We start from the raw sequence: 23687 nt of genomic DNA, 5'->3' as shown, positions 1-23687 counted from the left end.
TTTTCAATTATGAATGATCAAGAATGATCCCTCTTGATAATTCTGTAATTCATAATTGATAATTCCGCTGTTGATTTCTTGGTTAATTAATTTTCATCACAAATTGGTAATATAGCTGGAATACTTCTAAATTTGCACACTCAACTGTTAATCAGAGATGCAATTGATTAATGGAAAATGAACAAGTATGGCAGATATTTTTGATAAAATTGAACGTAACCGCGGGCCTATCGGGCAGTATTCCAAAGGAGTTCACGGTTATTTTACCTTTCCAAAGTTAGAAGGTGAATTAGGTAACAAAATGATTTTCCGCGGAAAAGAGTGTTTGGTTTGGTCTTTGAACAACTACCTGGGATTGGCAAATCACCCGGAAGTTCGCGAAGCTGATGCAAAAGCGGCTGAACAATACGGATTGGCTTACCCGATGGGAGCACGTATGATGACCGGTCAGACAAGTGAGCACGAAAAGCTGGAAAATGAGTTGGCTGAATTCATGGGGATGGAAGATTGTATCCTTTTGAACTTTGGATATCAGGGAATGGTTTCTGCAATCGACTGTTTGGTTGACCGCAGTGATATCATTGTTTATGACTCGGAAGCACATGCTTGTATCCTGGACGGAATGCGTTTACACACAGGTAAGCGTTTCGTATTCCAGCACAACGATATGGAAAGCTTTGATAAGCAAATGAAAAACGCAACCCGTTTGGCTGAACAAACAGGTGGTGGTATTTTGGTTATCACAGAAGGAGTTTTCGGAATGGCCGGTGACCAGGGGAAATTGAAAGAAATCGTTGAATTCCGTAAATCCGGTAAATACAACTTCCGTTTGTTCGTTGATGACGCACACGGATTCGGAACATTGGGTAAAACAGGACAAGGTGCCGGTGAAGCTCAGGGAGTTCAAGACGAAATCGATGTATTGTTCGGAACATTTGCAAAATCCATGTCTTCCATCGGAGGATTTATTTGTGCAAAAGAATCCATCATCGAATTCTTCCGTTACAACATGCGTTCTCAGATGTTTGCAAAAGCATTGCCTATCACCATCACGATCGGTGCCCGCAAACGTTTGGAATTGTTGCGTACACGCCCGGAATTGAAAGACAAATTGTGGGAAATCGCAAACGCACTTCAATCAGGATTCATCAATGCAGGTTTCGATATCGGTGCTTCAAACTCTCCGGTTACTCCTGTTTTCATGAAAGGAAACCTGGCAGAAGCAACGAATTTGACTTTCGACCTGCGTGAAAACTACAACATTTTCTGTTCCATCGTCATTTACCCGGTTGTACCGAAAGATGTGATCATGTTGCGTATCATCCCAACTGCCGCACATACGTTGGAAGACGTGAATTACACGATCGAAACATTCAAGAAATTGAAAGAGAAGCTGGATTCAGGAGCTTACAAAGCGGATGAATTGGCAACAGTTGAAGTAGACAGAAAGAAGTGATTTTTTCGAATATAAATTCAAAGCCCCGTTCGGATTGATCGGGGCTTTTTTGTGTATATTGCCCAACGTCATGCCCCCATAAAATGGGATCAAATTACACACAACTGCTACATTCGGTCGCAATAAAGAAATTCCTCAAAAACACTTCTTCACCATCAAGTATGGGTCAAGTATAGGTAAAGCATAGGTCAAGTATGGGTATAGTATCAAAACGTTATTCCTGTAACAATTCACCGTATTCTTAACAATTCAAATTGCCCACCGGAAAACCCTGCCAGGACTGGGATTACGGTATAGCGAAGGTCCTGCCTTTCAGATGAGAAAAAGTGAAAAGACGGCTTTGACTTGACTCAACCTTCCCTTTAAAGTCTGATTTCTAAACTCAGAAACCGTCTCTCAACTACACAAATATGTAAATCCTTAAAAAGCTATGCGCTTTGTTTTTTTAGGTGATAAAAGAACGTGAGCGGAGCGAAACAACAATTATCCGCTTGAAACACCTTTAACTTCAATCGCCTGCTGGGTCGCATTTTTAGAATTCTATGTGTCCTATGTTCCTTTGTGGTTTAATTATCAACTAACAATATCACTGAATTACGAACAATTCATCAAATAAACACCCAACTAAGTCAAAGAATCTGTATATTCACTCTACTAAAACTAGACTATGCTTAATCTGCTGAAAAGCGTGTTCGTTCCGAAGTTCACCAATGAAAACAATTTCGAAGACCAGACCAAGTTCATGCTGGCCTACCGCTTGTCATTGTTTTTAACATTGGTAATCGGGGTTTTAAGTATCGTTCTGTTTATTTATTTCAGCTTTACCATTGCGTCCATTACGCTCATTGCCTTCTTTTCGGTAATGGTTGCCACGATTTATATCTACCGCAGCGGAAAATTCAGGCTTCCGACCATTGTTTTCAATATTATCGGTGCCGTTTGCTGCGCCATTCCTCTGTTCTTTATCCACAATCAGCCGCATTTCCTCAACGGTTTCTGGATGACCATCAACATTCTCTTTGCATTTATTGTCCTGGGAGCAAGCTGGGGAATCGCATTTGCCATATTCCACGCAGCCAGTCAGTCCATATACTTTTATTACTTCCTCGACCAACAGATGGAAATCATGCGGAACCTGACCAACGAGCAACTGATCGCAACAGTTATCAATTGCATCATTTGTTTCGTCATAATCGGGTATCTCGGCTGGGAAAACATTCGTACGAACGAAGTAGGACGGAAAAAACTAAACGAAGCCCAGGACGTTCTGCAGGTACAATACAACATCATTTCGAAACAGAACGAAGAGAAAACCGTGATGCTGAAGGAAATCCATCACCGTGTAAAGAACAACCTTCAGATCATTACCAGTTTGCTGAGGCTTCAATCGCGTGAATTGGAAAACCCGGAAGCCATTGCCAAATTCAAGGATGCGACCCACCGGGTTATCGCCATGTCGATGATCCATGAGAAAATGTATCAGAGTGATCATTTGTCCACGCTGCATTTACGCGAATACCTGCACGATCTTTCCTCCGACCTCGTTTCTTCCTATCAATCCGGCTACCCGGTAAACCTGAAGATCGAATGCGACATCGATTCCATTGGCTTACGTTCCATCGTTCCGCTTGCGTTGATCCTGAATGAATTGATCTCCAATTCCCTGAAATACGCCTTCGACGATTACGAAAACTGCCTGATCTCGATCTCATTTATGCATTACCAGGGCAAAAAATGCAAACTGATCTACAAAGACAGCGGTACCTGGAAAGCGCCTTCCCGCCAGGGCTCCTTCGGTCTGGACCTCATCGAATCATTGACAGACCAGCTGGAAGGAACCATGGAATTAAAAACCTACCCAGAAACCATTTTCGACATTACCTTCAGCCCGCAAGAAGATCAGTAATAATTGCTAATTCCGAATACCTAATTAAATATTATTCGCAATTCGCAATTATTTAATTTTCAAAATCTCCTGCACCGCCGAAGAAACATACTCCACACCTATCGCAATCACAATAAACCCGATGATCCGAGAAATGGCATTAATCCCTGAAGCACCAAGTGCCTTCACAATAAAGTGTGACGTTCTTAAGATCAGGTAAATCACCAGGCAAACAGCAATAATCGCACAAACCGAAAGCAGGTGCTGCTCTTTGTTATCAAACGTTTGGTTGTAAGTAATCAGCAACGAAATAGATCCCGGACCGGCCAGCATTGGAATTGCCAGCGGCGTTAAAGAAACTTCCGAGCGTGTTTGCAGATCTTCCTGCACACTCGCTTTCTTCATTCCTTTGTGCTTGGTAAAAGATCCGGTAAGCAAGGCAAAACCCGAAGTAGCAATGATCAATCCGCCGGCAACACGCAGGGAGTTAATACTGATCCCGAAAAAATTCAACACATACTTCCCCGCAAAAAAAGAGATCAATAAAATTATACACACATTGACGGAAGTCCAGAGAGAGGTTTTATCCCGGTGGTGCTTGGTGTCGTCCCTGGTCAGTCCAACAAAAACGGGAACCGTTCCCAAAGGGTTCAAAACAGAGAATAAAGCGGCGAAAACACTGATAAAAAGTTCCATTTTTTGCCGCAAAATTCCCCATATTCCGGAGTTTTGACGTTAGGTGAATATTAATTGTTGGTTACGATTACAATGGAGAGGCGAATTTCTAAACTTCTCCTTTTGAGGAGCCTGTCCCGACAGGAAGTCGGCGGGAGAGACAGAGAGGGGTGACCATCCCCTTAATCCCCCTTCAAAGAGGGAAAATTGATTCAAATGCTTATTTTCGTAAAAACACAAAAATGGAGAAAGAACAATTAATAGAATTGGCTTCCCAATTGAGTCATCCTTCAGGAGAGAAAGGCAGCGAGATTGCACAAATGATGCATGAAACCAATATCGGGATGACCAAAAATGCCATTTTGAATTTAAATTTGTCTCCCGGAGATGTTGTGTTGGAATTAGGTCATGGGAACGCCGGTCACCTGGAATACCTCTTCGCCCAAAGCGACCACATTCACTATACGGGTTTAGAAATCTCAACGCTTATGAACAGCCAGGCAAAACAAATCAATCAATCATTTGTAGCTGCCAAACAAGCCGATTTTGTGCTCTACGATGGTAACAAGACTCCGTTTGCAAACGATCGGTTCGACAAGTTGTTTACTGTAAACACCCTCTATTTCTGGGAAAATCCTCTGGAAACACTAACGGAACTATCCCGCATATTAAAACCCAAAGCCCTGTTTTCACTAACCTTCGCACACCGGAGTTTTATGGAAACACTTCCCTTTACTCCTTTTGGCTTTACCCTGTATAATCCCGATGAAGTAATGAAATTGGTGGAAAAAAGCTCCTTCATCCTGAAACTGGAAGACCGGCAAACCGAAACCGTGCACACCAAAGCCGGAGATCCGGTAGAAAGACAATTTTCTACTTTTGTATTGGAGAACGAAAAATAAGTCGAACCTTTTGAACTTTGAATCAGCCGCGGCTGAAACTTTTGAACTTTTGAACTTTTGAACTTTTTCTATGAAAGAACACACATACCACGCAACTGTCACCTGGACAGGCAACAAAGGAACCGGAACATCCGATTACGCCGCTTATGGAAGAGAATTCACCCTTCAGATTCCCGATAAACCCGATTTACTCTGTTCGGCAGACGTGCCTTTCCGTGGCGACAAAACCAAACACAACCCGGAAGATTTCTTTTTAGCTTCCCTTTCCAGCTGTCACATGTTGTGGTACTTCCACTTATGCGCCGATGCAGGAATTCAGGTCATCGAATACACGGATGAACCGGTCGGAACCATGATCCAGGATCCGGATGGCGGCCGTTTCACATCTGTCATACTGCGTCCGAAAGTACTTATTACGGATGCTTCCAAAATTGAATTGGCAAACAGCCTGCATCACGAGGCCAACAAACAATGCTTCATTGCAAACTCCTGTAATTTCCCGGTTACTCACGAACCGGTCTGCAGCGTAAAAGAATCATGAAAAAATCCATAAGAAAAGTCCGGTATGTCCTCTACAAAGAAACACTGGTGGATGTTAGGGAACATTTCTGGACGTTTATCGGTTCCTTCTTCGGGATCGGGCTAATTGCATGGACCCAGTCGCAATCATTGGACAAACTGGAAAACATTTTCCTGATCGGATCATTCGGGGCAAGCAGCGTGTTGATTTACGGAGCAATCCAAAGTCCGCTCGCACAACCGAGAAACCTGGTGGGTGGACACGTCATTTCTGCTTTCATCGGCGTCTGCGTGTTTAAATTAGTTCCTGATCCGCTTTGGATTTCTGCCCCGCTTGCAGTAAGTCTATCCATCGTTGCCATGCAAATGACCAAAACATTGCATCCGCCCGGCGGAGCAACGGCACTGATTGCTGTTATCGGAACTCCGAAAGTCAAAGCACTGGGATTCATGTATGTTTTATCGCCCGTTCTTTCCGGTGTTTTAATCCTGCTTCTGGTGGCAATTATCGCTAACAATCTCACGAAAAACAGGTCCTATCCTACCAATAGCAGGCTGACAAAATACATCGTTCCAAAACGGATCCGCCTGAGAGATGTTTCTAAAAAAAGAAACAACCGCTAACAGACATTTATTCAAAAGTCGCGACAACTTTCATGTAAGACACAATTGAATTATATTTATCTGAAAATTGGACATTGGGATATTAGGACATCAAAATACTAAGACGAATTAAAGTCTTAAGATCCTAAATCTTAAAGTACTGAAATCCCGGAAAAATGAAAACATTCACCAACGTCGACGAATACATCCGTGAGTTTGATGGAGAAACTCATGACCGCTTGGTTACCCTGAGAAAACTAATTACCGACACGGCCCCGGAAGCTGTGGAATCCATTTCCTATGGAATGCCGGCTTACAAAGTGAACGGAAAACCTTTGGTTTATTTCGCCGGGTACAAATCTCACATTGGCTTCTATGCCACACCAACCGGCCACAAAGCTTTTGAGAAAGAATTGTCGAAATACAAACAGGGAAAAGGTTCCGTGCAATTCCCGTTGAATGAGCCGCTTCCCGCAAAACTGATTACAGAAATCGTTTTATTTCGCCTGGCTGAGAACCAGGCTAAACATGGAAAAGGAAAATAGACAAGTCGTTTCTGTAAAGAATCATTAATTTCACAAAAGAGATCAGCCGCGACTGATCAATAAATACCCGTGTAACCGGTAAAGACCAAGTCATTATGAAATACCTGTTCTTCTTTTACTCCTTGCTGCTTGCAGCCACTTCCTCCGGTCAATTCTCACATGCAGATTCGCTGCGTGGTAACTACGGTTCGTCCCGCAATTGGTGGGATTTGAAGCACTATGACCTGAGCGTTACGTTTGACATCAACAACAAGGAAATTCATGGGAAGAATGTCATCACCTTTTCCACAAAACCGGTTGAAGGAGTATACGAAAAGCGTACTTTACAGATTGACCTGCAGCAACCGATGATCATTGACAGTGTCATTTTAGGACGTGGAGATCGCATCCCGGCAGCAAGTATCAAACAAGACGGCAATGCTTATTTCATCCGTTATGAAGACGCTAATTATGAAGGAACCGATTCAAAACTGACCGTTTATTTCCACGGAAAACCCAAAATTGCAAAACGTGCACCCTGGGATGGCGGTATTGTCTGGACGAAAGATCACAATGGCAAACCGTGGGTTTCCATCGCCTGCCAGGGACAGGGAGCAAGCGTTTGGTTCCCGTGTAAAGATTCCCAATACGACGAACCGGACGCAGGTGTTACCATGCATTATACCTGTCCGGGCGAGTTGGTTTGTGTGAGTAACGGAAGCTTTATCGGTAAAGAAATCAACAACTTAGGTCAATCAACCTACTCTTGGAAAGTAACCAATCCGATCAATAACTACTGCATGATCCCTTACATTGGCGACTATGTAAACATCCACGAACACTTTGCAGGAGAAAACGGAAACCTGGAAATCGATTACTGGGTATTGAGAGGAAACGAAGAGAAAGCGAAAAAACAATTCCAGGACGCTCCCCGGACTTTAAAGGCTTTGGAATATTGGTTCGGTCCTTACCCCTTCTACCAGGACGGATACAAACTCGTGGAAGCCCCTTATTTGGGAATGGAGCACCAAAGCGCAGTAGCTTACGGGAATGGTTTTAAGAACGGGTATTTAGGTTCTGATCTGAGCAATACCGGTGTCGGATTGAAATGGGATTTCATCATCGTGCACGAAAGTGGTCACGAATGGTACGGAAACAACATCACTTCCAAAGACATCGCCGACATGTGGATTCACGAAGGATTTACCTGCTACAGCGAAACCTTGTTTACCGATTATTGGTTCGGGAAAGAAGATGCTGACAAATATTGCCAGGGACTCCGGAAAAATATCATGAACGACCAGCCGATTATCGGGCCATATGGAGTAAATACAGAAGGAAGCGGCGATATGTACTACAAAGGAGCGAATATGTTGCATACCATCCGCGCGATTTACGGAAACGATTCCTTATTCCGGATGATGCTTCGTAAAATGAATGCCGATTTTTACCATCAAACGGTTACTACGCAGCAAATCGAACAATTCATCTCGAAAGAACTGAACATGGATTTGTCCAAAGTATTCGACCAATATTTGCGAACCAAAAACCCACCGACTTTGCAATTGAAATACTCCAAAAAGAAAGTCAAATTCCGCTGGGTAAATTGTGTGGATGGCTTCAACATGCCGATTATGAATGGAAAGCAGAAACTGGCATGTACTTCCAAGTGGGGATCGTATGCAATCGGGCATGATTATTCATTCGAGCTGAATCCGAACCTGTATGTGATCGTCCAGGAAAAGGGATTAAAATATAAGTAGGATTTTTACCGGAAATCGGTAATTTTGCGCAAATTATTTTATGAAACATCTCTACCACCTCATCATTTGCCTAACACCGGCATTTTCCTTCGGACAACTCCTTTTGGGCGGAAGCGATCCGCAGCAACTTGTTGCCAACGTTCTAAGTGGTTCGGGAGTAAGTATCTCCAATGTGCAACATAATGGCGTTCTGGATGCCATTGCTTATTTCTCATCCGGCAGTACTGTGGGGTTACCTTACCATTCCGGTTTTTTGATGACCACCGGTTCCAAATACTTTGCGCAGGGACCTAATGACTCAATCGGCGCAGGTATTAAAAATAATGCTCCTGGGCTTACTCTTTTTAACGGTGCATTCGCTGTTGAGTCCTACGACGCTTCTGTCATTACTTTCGACGTTATTCCGAGTGGAAGCACCTTGAAAATAAATTATGTATTTGGTTCCGAAGAATACTCCTCAAACAACTCATCCAGTTATCAATACAACGATGGCTTCGGAATTTTCGTATCGGGTCCGGGAATAAACGGAACACAAAACATTGCCCGTTTACCGAATACCAACCCTATTTCAATAAGAACCCTGAATCAATCAACAAATAGCCAGTACTTTGTTAACAATGGAACCGGAAATCTGCCTCCATATAACAGCGATGACCAGTATTTGCAATATAACGGATTAAGCAAACCATTAACTGCTTTCATTTCCAATCTGTCTCCTGGATCCTCATACCACGTGATACTGGTTATTGCAGATGGTGGTGATGCCCTTCTTGACTCAGGGGTTTTTCTGGAAGAAGGCGGAGTTACAGCTGGTGCGGCAGAAAACACACTGGATAACTTTGTAAGCATCGCTTATAATTCATCCAATCAGCAAGCGACCATTCAGGTAACGGAATACCAGGAAAAACTGGTTTATTCGGTTGTAGATCTATCCGGAAAGACCATGGAGCAGTCCAAAATCACCGAAACAATGAACCTTGATTTAAGTGATTATGCTTCGGGAATGTATTTGATCCTCGTGGAGGGAAGCAATGGCCAGGTCAGCAAAAAAGTGGTTCGCTAAATCTTTAATAACTCATTATGAAATACCTGTTTAGTCTGATTCTTTTCAGTCAGTCATTTTTAGCATCATCTCAATTAATTACCGGCGGGAACAATCCAGCTGATTTTATTGCAACCGCACTTTCAAGCGATAACGTTTCCATCTCAAATGTCAGTTATTCCGGATCTTTATCAGCCATTTGTTATTTCTCTGCAAATGTTCAGAATATGCCTTTTAGTTCAGGGGTATTGATGACCACCGGCATAGCTAATTTTACCGTAGGACCAAACGACGAGAACAATTCAGGTGTTGATAATGGTTTTCCCGGCTACTCTCCATTAACAAGTATGCTTGCCGCAGCATCCTTTAATGCAGCTATAGTTTCTTTTGATGTAATTCCCAATGGAGATACTTTAAAAATCAGGTATGTTTTTGGTTCGGAAGAATACCCCGAATATGTTTGTTCTCAATCTTTTGGTAGTGGTGATGGTTTTGCCATTTATATTTCCGGTCCGGGAATACCTGGAGGAAGTCAAAACATAGCACGTCTACCAAACGGTGCTCCAATCACCATTAATACTGTCAACGGTGGAAACCCGGGTAATACCGGCTCCGGAATAGGCGCTTGTCAGGCTACCAACTCACAGTACTTTGTAAACAATGGAAACGGAGTACAGGCCCCGTATAATTCTAATAATACTTACGTGCAATTTGATGGTTTAACGGTTCCGTTAACTGCCAAATCAGCAGTAACACCAGGACAAATGTACCAGGTTATTATTGCTATTGCAGATGCCGGAGACGGGGTATTCGATTCAGGAGTTTTTCTGGAAGAAGGTGGTATCACTGCCGGTATTAACGAAAACACACTGGAGAATTTTGTAAGTATCGCTTATAATCCCTCCAACCAGCAGGCAACTATTCAAATCACGGAATACCCCGAAAACCTGACCTATACCGTAGTAGATTTATCCGGGAAAGTCATGCAACAATCCAAAATCACCGAAACAACCAATATCGATTTAAGCGATTATGCTTCAGGAATGTATTTGATCCGTGTGGAAGGAAGTAATGGCCAGGTAAGCAAAAAAGTGATTCGCTGATCGTTTTCTGTTTTCATCGTTAGCGAGTCATTTTGTTAATTAAATCTCGCTTCTGACTTCAAAAGACCGCTTTGATTTTGGTACTTTTGTAGAAAATTGCAAGCATGTTAACGCTCGACCCGAAAGAACTTCCCGTACCCAAACTCCATGGATATTTACTTGGAGCCATTGGCCCGCGTCCCATCGCATTTGCTTCAACAATCGATGAAAACGGAGTCAATAATTTATCGCCGTTTAGTTTTTTCAATGTTTTTTCGGCTGCTCCGCCAATCCTGATATTCTCTCCGGCAAGAAACGGAAGAACGAATACAACAAAGGACACCTACAACAATGTCAAAAATATCCCGGAAGTGGTTATTAACATTGTGAATATGGATATCCTGCACCAGATGAGCCTGAGCAGTTCCCCTTACGGACCGGAAGTGGATGAATTCGTAAAGTCAGGCCTTACGCCGGTAAAATCCGATACGGTAAAACCGATGCGCGTTTTGGAAGCTCCTGTTCAGTTCGAATGCAAAGTGCTTGAAGTAAAAGAACTGGGAGACCAGGGCGGCGCAGGAAACCTGGTAATCTGTGAAGTAACCAAAATTCATATCCACGAGGAAATCCTGGCGGAAGACGGCACAATTGATCAAAAGAAGATCAACCTCGTTGCACGAATGGGCGGAAACTGGTATTGTCATGCCAATGAAGCTTCCATGTTTGAAGTTACCAAACCTATTACAACCATCGGAGTCGGTTTTGACCAAATCCCGGAAGATATTCGCGTCAGTATCATCCTGTCCGGGAACGACCTGGCACAGTTGGCAGGCATTACGGAATTGCCGAATGAAACGGATGTCAACGAATATAAATTATTGGAATTAAGCGATTTATTCCTAACTTTAGAAGACGAACCGGCAAAACTGGAACTCGCTTTACACGAACGTGCAAAAGAATTAATTAATAAAAATGATATTGAAGGAGCATGGATGACCCTGCTCTCTTTTAACGATTAAAATAGTAAATACCCGTAGAAATATGTTTAAAATATCCGGAATCTTAAAGGTGAAGAATGATACAGTTCAAGTATCAGAAAAATTCTCAAAGAGAGAATTTGTTTTAACTGATAACGCAAGTATGTATCCTCAGGACATCTTGTTCCAGTTGACACAGGATAAGTGCAGCTTGATTGATGGATTCAACACACAAGACCAAATTGAAGTGTCCTTCAACCTGAGAGGACGCGAATGGACAAGCCCGCAGGGAGAAGTGAAATACTTCAACACCCTGGAAGCATGGAGAATTGAGAAAGTGGGATCCGGCTCCATGGGAGGTGGAATTCCGGCAGGAGGACCAACAGCAATGAACCTTGATCCGATTGCTACTCCAAGTGCTTCCACTGCACCTAGCGATGATGACGATTTACCATTCTAAATAATCCGGCCCCGGTTTTTCGCCGGGGCTTTTTTTTATTCAAAACCTATGAACCCAGAAATTCTGCGCAGACTTACCGGAAGCATCACCCTGATCCGCATCATCTTCGGAGCATTCCTGTTTGGCATTCTTAGCTTTCTGACAGCTATGAGTATTATCGTTGAACCCGGAAGTCAGCAAACAGAAATCAATGAACTGTTCCAACTGATCGCTCCCATTTTTATGGTCATTTCAGTTTCAACCAGTATTTTCATGCGTAAAGCAATGCTGGCAAAAGTGCACAACGAAACCGATCCGCTGAAACTGATCAAAGCTTATACGAGTACCCGTATTATCCAAATGGGGCTGGTAGATGCATCGCTCATCTTTGCCATTGTTTGCTACGTATTGACCACCAATACCTTTTTCATCCTGCTCACAGGAATCGGCGTTCTTTATTTTGCTTCCCTTTTTCCGCTCAAAAACAAAGTCATTCAGCAATTAAAACTGGATGCTCCAATCGCATACTAACCCGATACCTTTGGCCAATTGTAGAACAACCCCTCGTTTTGTGGAAACATTCCACACTTTTTCAGTTCTGGCACAGGTGCGTAATTGGTTAGAAAATTCAATCTAAACTTTCCCAATCGCCTATTTTTAAAGGGCTTCAGCTTTTGAATTTTTACTTTTTGAATTTTGAATCCAAAAAGTGGTATCATATTTCTTAGTGTCTCTGCAGAAATCATTTAAAAATAAATACCATGAAAAAGTTGATCATCGCAGCAATCGCAATTACAACAACGGCATTTGCTAACGCTCAGGCTCCGGCTCAAACAGAAAACAAAACAACTCAGGCAACCGAAGTTGCGGCAACAGAAGCAAACAATCCTGACCGTGTGAAAATCAAATTGGAAGAATTGCCTGCTGCAGTTCGCAAAGCACTAACAGAAGACTCTTTTCAGGGATGGACTGCTAAACAAGCATACATCGTAAAAGCTGAAAAGCCATATTATGAAGTAGAATTATCAAACACCAAAGCGGAATTAAACGTTGTGAAATTCAAAGAGGACGGAACAGTGATCAAGTAAGCTTTTTTCCTTAAATAATCATAAGAAAGGTCATGCTTCTGCGTGACCTTTCTTATTTTTAATTAGTAATCTCAAAAATGTGGCTTTGGATACTAAAATCCTGTTAATCGAAGACGATCCGACGTTTGCAAAAATCGTAACTACTTTTCTCACAAAGAAAGGATACCAGGTAAGTTCTGCATCAAACCTGCAGTCCGGACAGCAATTACTGAGTTCGGAAAAATTCGATTTGTTACTATTGGATTACCGCTTACCGGATGGAATCGGATTGGAACTCATTGCCAAAATGGGAACTCAATTTCCCGTATTACCGGTTGTGATTATTACCAGTTTCGATGATGTACGCACAGCTGTAAAATCCATTCAATCGGGTGCGTTTGAGTACATTATCAAACCCATTAACCCGGACGAATTACTCCTGGTGATCGAATCGGCACTTGACAAAAAAGAACCTTCTAAAAAACAGGAATCAAAACCGAAAAACGCGCAATCATTCATCAAGGGAGAAAGTGAAGTTGCCAGGAGATTGTATGAATACGTAGACCTGGTTGCTCCTACAGAAATGTCGGTGATGATTATCGGGGAAAGCGGAACAGGGAAAGAACACATTGCGCGTTCCATCCACAACCAAAGTAAACGATCCGGCGGTCCTTTTATAGCCGTTGATTGCGGGGTTCTCTCCAAAGAACTGGCTGCAAGTGAATTATTCGGTCATGCCAAAGGTGCATTTACAGGTGCTTTGCAGGACAAGGTAGGATTGATGGAAAAAGCAAACGGAGGTACGTTGTTCCTGGATGAAATCGGGAACCTGGGTTACGACGTACAGATCAAATTACTGCGCACACTCCAGGAACGGACCATTGAACCGGTTGGAAGCGGGAGAAGTATTCCTATCAACATCCGGTTGATCAGTGCAACGAATGAAAACCTTCTTCAGGAAATCGGATCGGGAAATTTCCGGGAAGATATTTATCACCGGATCAATGAATTCAAGATCCAGATGCCAGCACTGCGCGAAAGAGGTGTTGACCTGGAATTATTCATTCAGTATTTTGTAGACCAGGCAAACCAGGAACTGGATCGCTCGGTGAAAAGGCTTACTCCGGAGATTATCCAGGTATTCAAAAAATACGATTGGCCGGGAAACCTGCGCGAGTTGCGCAATGTCATCAAACGCTCCGTTTTGTTGTCCAAGGACGATGTCATCGGTACCGAACTACTGCCGGAAGAAATGATCTCCCGTGCTCAGACCAGCAATCCGAACGATTTGAAACTGGTACAGGAAACCAACGAACGGGAACTGATTTTGAATGCGCTTATTCAAACCCGGTATAATAAAACCAAGGCCGCTCAGCTTTTAAATATCGACCGGAAAACGCTTTACAGCAAGATGGAGAAGTACGAGTTAGAGTGAATTTAAATCGTTTATTGGTTTTTCTTTCCTGAATTGATTCCTTCGATCAATTTGTCAAAATCGGAAGTGAAATTTGAATCCTGAACTATTCTGAATTTTTCATATTCTTCTTCTGCAATTTTCTTAGCAACCAATTTACTGACAGCCCCGGCATCATTAAAAGTTCATATTCATTAAACTGGTTGTTGAAATGTTTTCTGCTGCCGTTTGCTTAGTGATCGCAAATTCTAATTTATTCTGTACTGTAGCATAAAACTGCTGCGTAACAGGTGAATTTGGATTGTAATCTACACTACATTGGGCATAGATATCTGTAATTTTTTGATAGAACCTTCTTTCAGAAGCGCGAATTTCCTTTATCCGCTCTAATAACTCATCAAAATAATCTTTGTCAAATAACGATTTACCTTGCTTTAATCGCTCATCATCCATTGCGAATCCTTTCACCAGGTATTCCTTTAAAATACCTGTAGCCCATATTCGAAATCTTGTCGCATTCTGAGAATTTACCCGATAACCAACTGAAATAATAGCATCAAGATTATACAGTTTGGTTTTATAATTTTTACCGTCAGCACCAGTTACCGAGGATTCCTCGGTAACTTCATCAATATTCAATTCTCCTACATTAAAAATATTCTTTAAGTGAAGGGATATATTATCTGTGGAACATCCAAAAACCTCAGACATACCTCTTTGGGTCATCCAAACAGTTTGTCCGCTTTCATCAACATAAACTTGAACATTATCTTTACCTTCACTAGTAGTATAAAATATAAAGCTTTGTGGATTATCTAAATTCATTTAACGCTATTTTCGGGATAAAAATTTCAAGATCGCTACTAAATAAATATAAGAAAAAAGTCATCAAAAATATCCACGAACTAAAGATTGTTTAAAGCTTTTTCCAGCTGCGGGATAATTTCTTTGACCTCGTAAAATACAATCCCTTTTGCGGTATTTTTCAATTGTACTTCCAGCTCTCTCAGTTTTGGTGCTAACTTTTTCGACCCCATTTGTCCGAACCTTCCGGCTAAACGGTGTACCAGTAACAATAAATCGCGTGTATTTTCCTCCTCCAGGGCTTTGTTCATAGCTACCAGATCCGCATTCGAATCAGACACGAATTGAAGTTTGATCTCACGGAAGTCGTTTTCGTCCGCGATCATTTGGCGCAAAGATGAAAAATCAAACTCGGAATCCTTTTTTTCCATTTCACGGATCGGTGCATAGAACTCGCGGCTTTTGAATGGTTTCAACACAATTCCGTCAAATCCGCTTTGCAGGAACATCTCTTTTTCTTCCGGGAGAACCTGGGCGGTGAGCGCAACAATCTTCACATCCGTATGTCCGCGTTTTTTCAACCTGGAGCACAATTCTATCCCACTCATTCCGGGCATGCGCACATCGGCGTAAACAAATTTAACATCTTCATCCCAGGTTGCATCCAGTAATTCTTTCGGATCATTAAAACACCGGTACCGGAGCTTTTTCTGCTTCAATAATTGTTCGCACAGTTTCAAAATAGCGGCGTCGTCATCCACCACCCACAATACTCCATCCAGTTCGATGTGTTCCTGCTCATCTGCGGCAACCGGAAGCACTGCTTTTTCTGCCTTTTCAAAGGAAAAGTTCAGACTAAAGACCGTGCCTTTTCCCAGGCTACTACCAACATTCATTTCGCCTTTAAGCGCTTCCACCAGTTCTTTCACAATACTCAATCCCAGACCCGTTCCGGATTGGATAGGTGCATTCCGCGCCTGTTCGAATTGCTGGAAAACCACTTTCAGGTCCTTTGCGCTCATTCCGATCCCGGTATCCAGGATTTTGAAGTTCACATCCAGGTTCTTTTCGGTTTCTTTCAATTGAACTTCCAGGGAAACGGAACCTTTTTCGGTAAATTTCACCGCGTTGCTCAGGATGTTGATCAGGATCTGCTTCAAACGGAATGCATCTGAAATAACCCAGGACTTTTCCGCTTCAAATTCATTCCTGTCAAAATTCCACCGGATTCCCTTCTGCTGACACTGAAAAGCCGTAAAACCGGCCACCTCATCGATCATTTCCGTTAACTGGAAAGGTTTCTCATCTATTTTAAAGTTCGAAGAAATGATGCGGGAATAGTCCAGGATCTCATTGACAACCTGCAGCAAATGTTCCGATGCTTTCGAAACCACTTCGATTTTGGATTTATCGGTTTGCGGTTCATTCATCATCAATTCCGAGTACCCGACAATTGTTTGCAGCGGAGAACGGATCTCGTGACTCATATTGGAAAGAAAGCGCTGTTTCGCCTGACTGTGGAACTCCGCCTCTTCCCGTGATGCCTCCAACTGCTTGCGGTAACGATTAAACTTGGATACATCCCCGATGATGAAACCTATCAATACGAAAGCAACCAGTACAAAGACCAGTGTCAGCATTTTTGTCAGGGAAATCGTATCACGGGCAATCTGTATGGACCTGGACGAACTCAATTCGGTGTACAAACTTTCTTCGTTTTTCACTTCACCGATTACTTCCACAAGGCGATTAAACAAAATCTCGTTACTCTTAATGAGGATCAATTCCTGTTTCTGAAGGAATTTTCTCCCGGTGTTCCGTTCCGATTCCACATGATCCAGGGAAAGCCGGATATTTTCGATGATACTGTCTTTTTTCTGTGAAACGGCCAGGGTATCAATGTGGACATTCGTTTTTTCTTCCACAACAACGTATGGTTTCGCTTCCATCACCACCTCTTCCTTTCTTCGCCGGAAACGCCGCTTTTTTACCGGGACTTCTTCTTTCACCACCGGATCGAAATAAGTATACGTTTTTGTTTGTTTTTCAGTAGTGACCACATTGGTATCCACTTTCAGGTTTTCCTTGTCGACCTGGTCTGCAAGTTCCTCAAATTGCCTGTCTACCAATCCGCTGTTGATATAATTGTAACGGATCTTCAAATACTTCTCAAACAATTTATTCCGTTTGGTAAAAATTGAATCGACCTCAACCAATCGCTGCACCTGGTCCGGGTTATCCGCAAAAGAATCTTTCAATTGCTTTAATCGTTCTGAAATCTGACCCACTCTTATCCCGTATTCTTCCGAAGGATTGTATTTGTTCTGTAAAGCTTCAGCCCGGTAAAAATCATTCAGACGGCTCAGTTCCATTTGCAGGTCGTTCAGGGCTTCCAGCCGGTGATTCGGTTTGGTCAGATCTTCTACCACCGTGTTGATCCGGTCAAAGGCACTCCGGTTAACGATCCAGGTAAGCAGGGAAATACACAGCACCAATCCGAAAGCCAGGATCAGCTTTCCGCGCGTAGTTTGCGTAAATCTTTTCGGATGTTCCAAATTTCTTGTTTTCGTTCAAAAGGTCAATGGTTTAAAAAGTTCAAAATTGATACCGGTCGCTATTGAGACATTGAACGCTTGAACTCTTTGAACATTAAACTTGCCCTAAAAATAGGTAGAATTAAAACCGGTAATTATTAAAAAGACCTAAAAAGGCAGCATTTACCTTCCTTTCCATTCCGGTTGGGAAACCATCAGGTAGGCCAATAAAGCAAAGAGATAAACCGGATAGAATAGTTCGAATAAGCCTAAGCCCAGCAAATCAAAGGAATCGGGTTTCTTTTTGTCCATTTTAACCAGCATAAAATCCATTCCGTATTTAAAGGCGATGATCAGGAACGTCAGCCAGTAAACTCCGGCAAAGAAAGTGATGATCAGCAGGAGGAAATAGTATAAATGTAGCCCAACTGCCCAAATTCCCAAAAAGTTGTTCAGTGAATCCGCCACATGGCTCGTCTTTCCCAACCAGCGAACACGTTGTTCCATCACTTCAGAAACCGTTCCGGGAGTTTCCGTTTCTACTTTCAATGCTTCATTTTCCACAATCTCTATGCGTTTCCCCGATGAACGAAAAGCCCTCAGCGTGTAAATATCGTCGCCGCTCAAAATATGATCGTGCTCGTCAATATCATCCACCTGATCGAAGCTCGAAACATGGATCAGCAGGTTTGCACCACTGCAATTAACAGGCCTTGCCCATCCTGCAATTCCCTTATTCAAAAGTGTCGTAAACAGGTATTCCAGCGTAAAAAAAGACTGCCACCACTTCTTTCCGGTCATTTCCACCGGCAGAATGATCAATTCGGCTTCCGGGAGCAATAGCATCGACTTCATGTACTCTTTTCCGAAGGAAACATCTGCATCCATTGTTAAACAATATTCCGTTCGCACGTGGTCCATACCAAAGCGGATAGCGCGCTTCTTCCCTCTTTGTTCTTCCGGTAAATGCAGCAAGCGAATCGGGAAGGAATCCATTTCCTTAAACAGGTCGATATAGGAATCCGAAGAATGGTCATTGACAAAAATCCATTGCGCCGGCTGGTAACGTTGCGCATAAATGCATTCCAGAAAAGTTTCCAGGTTCGCAGCTTCATTCCTGAATGGAATAACCACCGAAATTTCGTCGATCGCCATCATTTTTTTGGAGTTCCGGCTCATCCGCAGGCGATTCACTCCGAACAGGAGCGTTAATATCGAAAGGATGTAAAGAAGTACCCAGGAGCCAATCAACCACATAACTTATTTTTTTCTTTTCGGTAACCAGATAAAACTACTCATAAATGCCGGCAAAGCGATATTTATCAGGTAAATAATAATGCTGGAAACAATGACATCCGGGACGGAAACAGCCGTTCCCGCAAATACAAATAAAGCCGCTGTTTCACGGATCAATACTTTTCCCGACCACAAAGACGGAATAAAAGAAGTGAACAGGTAAATCAACCAAATCTGGGTTATCAAAAACCAAAAATCCTCGTAACCGAAAGTCACAAATAAAAGGGCATATTGCAGGCTGAACACCAAAAAACGGATGGCTGAAAAAGCCAGGAAAGGCCATTTCAGGTTTTGGTAACGCCCACGGATACTTTGCAGCCTTCTGATCAGTGAAATCCGGCTTCTCTTTTTCGGAAGCAAATAATCCCCGAAGAAATAAACCAGCAGGATAAACACAGCTCCCAATGCGGTGGTAATCCAAAGTGAATTGGAATTTCCGTATTTCAGCAATACCGCGAACAAACCGAAAAGCAAAGTGGGAATGAGCTGGCTCAAATTGGCAAGTGCCGTGGAAAAGATGATGTAAATCGTTTGGCGTTTTTGGAAGTAAATCAGTCTTCCGAGGAAATTTCCCCATCCGTTGGGCGACATAAAACCGGAAGCAACTCCTGCCCAAAAGGCATTTCGGACCAATTTTTCTTCTACCTGTAAGGAGTTGGTAATCACTTTCCATTTCAGGAATTCCATCCACAAATTGGGAACCAGCAATACAAAAGCCAGTACAAGCGCCCACCAGTTTTTGATATCCAATCCTTTGGCATGCTCCCAATCCACATTTTTCAACTGGAAATATAGAGTCCAAATTACGGCCACAAACACCAATAATTTGAACAATGTCATTAAACCAGCCCGTTTTTTAGTAGCTTTAACCTCCTGTTTCATTTGCATGGCCGAAGATAAAATAATTTTAGGGATTGACCCCGGAACAACTGTATTAGGATATGGATTAATCCATATTAAAGGCACGAAAATTGAAATGCTCAACTTCGGAATTATCCAGTTGAACAAACTCGACAATCAACCGGATAAGCTAAAACGCATTTTTGATCGCATTGACGGGCTTATGGAAGAGTACAAACCGGATGAAATGGCTATTGAAGCCCCTTTCTTTGGAAAGAATGTCCAATCCATGCTGAAACTGGGAAGAGCACAGGGTGTTGCCATTGCAGCTTCCCTGCGAAGAAATATTCCCTACGAAGAATACACTCCGAAACGCATCAAACAAGCAATTACAGGAAACGGAAACGCTTCCAAAGAACAAGTTGCCGCCATGCTGCAAACATTGCTTCGTTTTGAAGAACTTCCCAAATACCTGGATGCAACGGATGGGCTTGCAGCGGCAGTTTGTCATCATTTCTCCAAAGGAATCGGTGAGAACAACAAAAGCAAAGGCGGAGGCTGGAGCAGTTTTCTCAGTAAAAACCCGGAACGTAAAATCAGATGAAAAACTTCATACTATCCGTTGGCCTTCTGCTTTCATTTTCCTCTTTGCTATGTGCTCAGGAAGTTTTCGAATGGCAGGAAGGTTATTGCATATCCAAAGCGCAAATTGATCCTGCAAAAGCGAATTACGAACAAGTGCAAAACGTGCATTTCACGTTGATTCAGGCATCCGAATTGAGTCAGCCTTTTTTGGCTTACCAACCGAAAGACACTGCTTATTTTAATGTCAAAAACATCCGGTCGGAATGTTCCGGATTCGTTACCGAACTTGAGCAAATGGAATACCCGAAAGGCGAATACTGGACCAATCTCAAAAAAATGAGGCTGGACAATATCAGGGAACAATGCCTGCTGCGCGAAAAAGCGGTTATCGCATTAAACCAACCCAAAGCATTGAAAGGGACACCTTACTGTAAAGAATGTTCCCACTACATCACTGCTTTGGAAAAAGGTGGCAATACCTTATTGAATGCCTGGAAAGAAATTCATGAAAAGGAGGTCGAAGGAGCACTTGATCCCAACCCAATAAATAAAGCATTCGAACAGCACTGGAATGCTCCGAACAAAGAATTTTGGGCAAGAATTGAAGTATTGAGATACGGTTGGTGGAACTGTGTCCTGGAAAACCAGAAAAACTGGTTCAATGAAGATCAGTACAACAAGGAATTCAGAAAACTGATGACATCCATCCAAATCGAATGCCGCTAAGGCTTATTTCTTTTGCAGTTCGATTGATTCCTTTTGCAGGTTCTCCATCACTTTATCCAGCATTTGCTTGAAATCTTCGTGCGTACTGCTATAGTAAACAAACGAATCTTCGTATTGCTTTTCAGTAACGTGCTTACTCTTTAAATAATGTCGCCCCGAAGCTGTCATTACTTTGTAATAGCGGTTCACCGTTGAATAGGTTGTTTGAATATGCCCTTCAAGGATCAGCATGTTGGTCATGAGTTCAACCATTTGATCTTTTGGGATCAAATTATCCGGTTTTTTCAACCCGTGCAACTCGCTGTTACAGGATTGCAGGACAACCAAAAGCAGGATGGCAATGACTTTTTTCATCGGTTGAATAACAGACGTTCTCCCGGCTTATTCTCAGTTAAGCGGCCATTTTCATAAACGATTTCCCCGTTCACAAAAGTCTTTTCAATAGTCGAAGAGAAAGTAGTCCCTTCAAACGGGGACCACCCGCATTGGTACAAAATGGATTCTTTGGTTACCGTGGATTTTTTATTCAGGTCTACCAGTACCAAATCCGCAAAATAACCTTCACGGAGGAAACCGCGGTCTTCGATCCGGAAACAAACGGCAACAGCATGCGCCATTTTTTCAGCCACGCGAACCAACGGAATTTTCCCGTTAGCAGAAGCATCCAGCATTGCCAGCAACGCATGTTGGACCAATGGCCCGCCTGAAGGTGCCTGCAGGTATTTCTGCTCTTTTTCTTCTATCGTATGAGGTGCGTGATCTGTAGCGATCACATCAATGCGGTTATCCAAAAGTGCCTGCCAGATCTGATCCCTGTCTGCAGCTGTTTTCACCGCCGGATTCCATTTGATCCATGCACCTTTCTGATCGTAATCAGCATCTGAGAACCACAAATGATGCACACAAGCTTCGGCTGTAATGCGTTTCTGCTCCAGTGGAATATCGTTCCGGAACAATTCCGTTTCAATTCCGGTAGAAATATGAAGAATGTGTAATCTCGTATTGTTCTTTTTAGCCAGTTCTATCGCTTTGGAAGACGACAAATAACAAGCCTCTGCACTCCTGATCAACGGATGGGCAGACATCGGGATATCCTCTCCGTATTTCTCTTTGTATGCTTCCAGGTTCTTTCTGATTGTCGCCTCGTCTTCGCAGTGTGTGGCAATCAACATCGGCACATTTGCGAATAAGTGTTCCAACGTACTGGTGTTATCTACCAGCATATTTCCGGTAGAAGACCCCATGAAGATTTTGACACCGCAAACATTCCGGATGTTCGTTTTCATTACTTCTTCGTAGTTGTCATTCGAAGCTCCCATGAAGAAGGAATAATTTGCGGGAGAAACTTCCCCTGCACGCTGGTATTTTGCTTCCAGTAATTCCTGTGTAAGTGTATTCGGAACCGTGTTCGGCATTTCCATGAAAGAAGTGATCCCTCCTGCTACTGCAGCCCTGGATTCCGATTGGATATTGGCTTTGTGTGTCAATCCCGGTTCTCTGAAATGAACCTGGTCATCGATACAACCCGGAAGCAGGTGTAATCCTTCACAATTGATTTCCTGCACAGATCCGTCAGCAGCAATTGAAGATGCGATTTTAGAAATACGCTTTCCATCAATTAAAACATCTGCAACAAATTCTTTTCCTTCGTTTACAAGCGTTGCGCCTTTCAGTAAAATCTTTGCCATTACACCTTTAAATTTCTCATTTTCCAAACTCCAAAGAAAGCCTCCTTGAAGATACTTGAAGACATTTTGGATTCTCCGAACTGTCGATCTATGAATGTGATCGGAACTTCGATAATTTTAAATCCTTTTCGCTTTGCCGCGTATTTCATTTCGATCTGGAAGGCATATCCCTTGAAATGGATGTTGTCCAGGTCAATTGCTCTGAGCACTTTACTCGAATAGCACATGAAACCGGCAGTGGTATCTGAAATCCCTATAAACAGGATCATTCGAACATACACTGAAGCAAAATACGACATCAGGATGCGGCCCATAGGCCAGTTCTGGACTTTTCCACCTTTCGTATAACGTGAACCGATACTTACATCCGCTCCTTTTTGGGTGCAGGCTTCCAGTAATCTCGGTAAATCCAGCGGATTGTGTGAAAAGTCGCAGTCCATTTCAAAAATGTACTCGTAATTCTGGTTCAATGACCATTTAAACCCGTGAATATAAGCCGTTCCAAGCCCCAGTTTCCCTTGTCTTTCTTCCAGGAAAATACGGTTCGGGAATTGCCCCATCAAGTCGCGGATAATAGCAGCTGTTCCATCGGGTGAATTATCATCTACAAATAGAATATCGATAGCAACAGGCAAACTCATTACCGCCTGAGCCATGCGCTCAACATTCTCTTTTTCATTATATGTTGGGATAATTACAACTGCTCGCGTCACGTGGGTTTAATTTCAGGTGATAAAAATAGTCAAATTCCGCTTCCTTCAATGCATTTATGCAGTTTCTAACATAATTTAGAATTGCGGATGCCGAATTGCGAATTCCGAATCAGAAGCTGACTAAATAACTTTTACATTTCACAACCTATTCGA

Annotated in this window: 24 protein-coding genes; 16 read left to right on the top strand and 8 right to left on the bottom strand. The window is 42.7% G+C overall.

Annotated features, from left to right (window positions below; genetic code table 11):
- Window positions 1-187: 187 nt before the first annotated feature.
- Window positions 188-1456 carry an aminotransferase class I/II-fold pyridoxal phosphate-dependent enzyme gene (locus ABDW02_RS03035; RefSeq protein ID WP_343631955.1) on the top strand — a complete coding sequence of 423 codons (1269 nt, stop codon included), beginning with the start codon at window positions 188-190 and terminating at the stop codon, window positions 1454-1456.
- Window positions 1457-2123: 667 nt separating this feature from the next.
- Complete coding sequence (locus tag ABDW02_RS03030) at window positions 2124-3362, top strand: sensor histidine kinase (RefSeq protein WP_343631954.1); 1239 nt, start codon at window positions 2124-2126, stop codon at window positions 3360-3362.
- A gap of 48 nt (window positions 3363-3410) precedes the next feature.
- On the opposite strand, the gene ABDW02_RS03025 is transcribed toward ABDW02_RS03030, so the two are convergent.
- The gene (locus tag ABDW02_RS03025; protein ID WP_343631953.1) at window positions 3411-4037 is read right to left on the bottom strand and encodes a MarC family NAAT transporter; all 627 of its coding nucleotides are present in this window, start codon (window positions 4035-4037) and stop codon (window positions 3411-3413) included.
- A 221-nt stretch (window positions 4038-4258) separates the two neighbouring features.
- Here ABDW02_RS03025 and ABDW02_RS03020 point away from each other — a divergent pair, with 221 nt between their 5' ends.
- From ABDW02_RS03020 to ABDW02_RS02965, 12 genes are all read left to right on the top strand, one after another.
- The gene (locus ABDW02_RS03020) at window positions 4259-4918 is read left to right on the top strand and encodes a class I SAM-dependent methyltransferase (RefSeq protein WP_343631952.1); all 660 of its coding nucleotides are present in this window, start codon (window positions 4259-4261) and stop codon (window positions 4916-4918) included.
- Window positions 4919-4988: 70 nt separating this feature from the next.
- Window positions 4989-5459 (top strand): OsmC family protein, encoded by a 471-nt coding sequence (locus ABDW02_RS03015; RefSeq protein ID WP_343631951.1) that lies wholly within the window; start codon window positions 4989-4991, stop codon window positions 5457-5459.
- Window positions 5456-6061 carry an HPP family protein gene (locus ABDW02_RS03010; RefSeq protein WP_343631950.1) on the top strand — a complete coding sequence of 202 codons (606 nt, stop codon included), beginning with the start codon at window positions 5456-5458 and terminating at the stop codon, window positions 6059-6061. The genes ABDW02_RS03015 and ABDW02_RS03010 overlap by 4 nt, the downstream gene beginning before the upstream one ends.
- Before the next feature lie 155 nt (window positions 6062-6216).
- Window positions 6217-6585, top strand: a complete 369-nt coding sequence (locus ABDW02_RS03005) for a DUF1801 domain-containing protein (RefSeq protein WP_343631949.1) — start codon at window positions 6217-6219, stop codon at window positions 6583-6585.
- 95 nt (window positions 6586-6680) lie between these two features.
- Window positions 6681-8327, top strand: a complete 1647-nt coding sequence (locus ABDW02_RS03000; protein WP_343631948.1) for a M1 family metallopeptidase — start codon at window positions 6681-6683, stop codon at window positions 8325-8327.
- A 40-nt stretch (window positions 8328-8367) separates the two neighbouring features.
- Window positions 8368-9390 carry a choice-of-anchor L domain-containing protein gene (locus tag ABDW02_RS02995; RefSeq protein ID WP_343631946.1) on the top strand — a complete coding sequence of 341 codons (1023 nt, stop codon included), beginning with the start codon at window positions 8368-8370 and terminating at the stop codon, window positions 9388-9390.
- Between the two features lie 17 nt (window positions 9391-9407).
- Window positions 9408-10472, top strand: coding sequence for a choice-of-anchor L domain-containing protein (locus ABDW02_RS02990; protein ID WP_343631944.1), 1065 nt, complete (start codon window positions 9408-9410; stop codon window positions 10470-10472).
- Window positions 10473-10576: 104 nt separating this feature from the next.
- Complete coding sequence (locus ABDW02_RS02985) at window positions 10577-11470, top strand: flavin reductase family protein (RefSeq protein ID WP_343631943.1); 894 nt, start codon at window positions 10577-10579, stop codon at window positions 11468-11470.
- A gap of 22 nt (window positions 11471-11492) precedes the next feature.
- Window positions 11493-11888: a DUF3127 domain-containing protein gene (locus tag ABDW02_RS02980; RefSeq protein WP_343631941.1), complete on the top strand. Its 396-nt coding sequence runs from the start codon at window positions 11493-11495 to the stop codon at window positions 11886-11888.
- Window positions 11889-11936: 48 nt separating this feature from the next.
- Entirely contained in the window at window positions 11937-12398 is a 462-nt protein-coding gene (locus tag ABDW02_RS02975) for a hypothetical protein (protein WP_343631939.1), read from the top strand.
- 230 nt (window positions 12399-12628) lie between these two features.
- Window positions 12629-12955: a hypothetical protein gene (locus ABDW02_RS02970; RefSeq protein WP_343631937.1), complete on the top strand. Its 327-nt coding sequence runs from the start codon at window positions 12629-12631 to the stop codon at window positions 12953-12955.
- A 79-nt stretch (window positions 12956-13034) separates the two neighbouring features.
- Window positions 13035-14369: a sigma-54 dependent transcriptional regulator gene (locus ABDW02_RS02965; RefSeq protein WP_343631935.1), complete on the top strand. Its 1335-nt coding sequence runs from the start codon at window positions 13035-13037 to the stop codon at window positions 14367-14369.
- Between the two features lie 156 nt (window positions 14370-14525).
- On the opposite strand, the gene rhuM is transcribed toward ABDW02_RS02965, so the two are convergent.
- The 4 genes from rhuM to ABDW02_RS02945 form a co-directional block, all read right to left on the bottom strand.
- Window positions 14526-15173, bottom strand: a complete 648-nt coding sequence (gene rhuM / locus ABDW02_RS02960) for a RhuM family protein (RefSeq protein ID WP_343631934.1) — start codon at window positions 15171-15173, stop codon at window positions 14526-14528.
- An 80-nt stretch (window positions 15174-15253) separates the two neighbouring features.
- Window positions 15254-17707, bottom strand: coding sequence for an ATP-binding protein (locus tag ABDW02_RS02955; RefSeq protein WP_343631933.1), 2454 nt, complete (start codon window positions 17705-17707; stop codon window positions 15254-15256).
- Window positions 17708-17869: 162 nt separating this feature from the next.
- Window positions 17870-18943 carry a glycosyltransferase gene (locus tag ABDW02_RS02950; RefSeq protein WP_343631931.1) on the bottom strand — a complete coding sequence of 358 codons (1074 nt, stop codon included), beginning with the start codon at window positions 18941-18943 and terminating at the stop codon, window positions 17870-17872.
- A gap of 3 nt (window positions 18944-18946) precedes the next feature.
- A complete protein-coding gene (locus tag ABDW02_RS02945; RefSeq protein WP_343631930.1) occupies window positions 18947-19822 on the bottom strand; it encodes a hypothetical protein in 876 nt (291 codons plus the stop codon).
- A gap of 46 nt (window positions 19823-19868) precedes the next feature.
- On the opposite strand from ABDW02_RS02945, the gene ruvC reads away from it, so the two are divergent.
- Window positions 19869-20426, top strand: coding sequence for a crossover junction endodeoxyribonuclease RuvC (gene ruvC / locus ABDW02_RS02940; RefSeq protein ID WP_343631929.1), 558 nt, complete (start codon window positions 19869-19871; stop codon window positions 20424-20426).
- Window positions 20423-21133: a hypothetical protein gene (locus ABDW02_RS02935; RefSeq protein WP_343631928.1), complete on the top strand. Its 711-nt coding sequence runs from the start codon at window positions 20423-20425 to the stop codon at window positions 21131-21133. The genes ruvC and ABDW02_RS02935 overlap by 4 nt, the downstream gene beginning before the upstream one ends.
- A 3-nt stretch (window positions 21134-21136) precedes the next feature.
- On the opposite strand, the gene ABDW02_RS02930 is transcribed toward ABDW02_RS02935, so the two are convergent.
- Genes ABDW02_RS02930 through ABDW02_RS02920 form a run of 3 tightly spaced genes read right to left on the bottom strand, consistent with a single transcriptional unit; the run spans window position 21137 to window position 23534 of the window.
- The gene (locus ABDW02_RS02930) at window positions 21137-21487 is read right to left on the bottom strand and encodes a DUF4296 domain-containing protein (protein ID WP_343631927.1); all 351 of its coding nucleotides are present in this window, start codon (window positions 21485-21487) and stop codon (window positions 21137-21139) included.
- On the bottom strand, window positions 21484-22821 hold the full coding sequence (locus ABDW02_RS02925) for a dihydroorotase (RefSeq protein WP_343631926.1): 1338 nt from the start codon (window positions 22819-22821) through the stop codon (window positions 21484-21486). The genes ABDW02_RS02930 and ABDW02_RS02925 overlap by 4 nt, the downstream gene beginning before the upstream one ends.
- Window positions 22821-23534, bottom strand: a complete 714-nt coding sequence (locus ABDW02_RS02920) for a polyprenol monophosphomannose synthase (protein ID WP_343631925.1) — start codon at window positions 23532-23534, stop codon at window positions 22821-22823. The genes ABDW02_RS02925 and ABDW02_RS02920 overlap by 1 nt, the downstream gene beginning before the upstream one ends.
- Window positions 23535-23687: the final 153 nt, after the last annotated feature.

The organism is Fluviicola sp. (assembly GCF_039596395.1).
Taxonomy (GTDB): Bacteria; Bacteroidota; Bacteroidia; order Flavobacteriales_D; family Crocinitomicaceae; genus Fluviicola.
The sequence above is the reverse complement of the archived record's forward strand: the minus strand, read 5'-3'. Positions and strand labels throughout refer to the sequence as shown.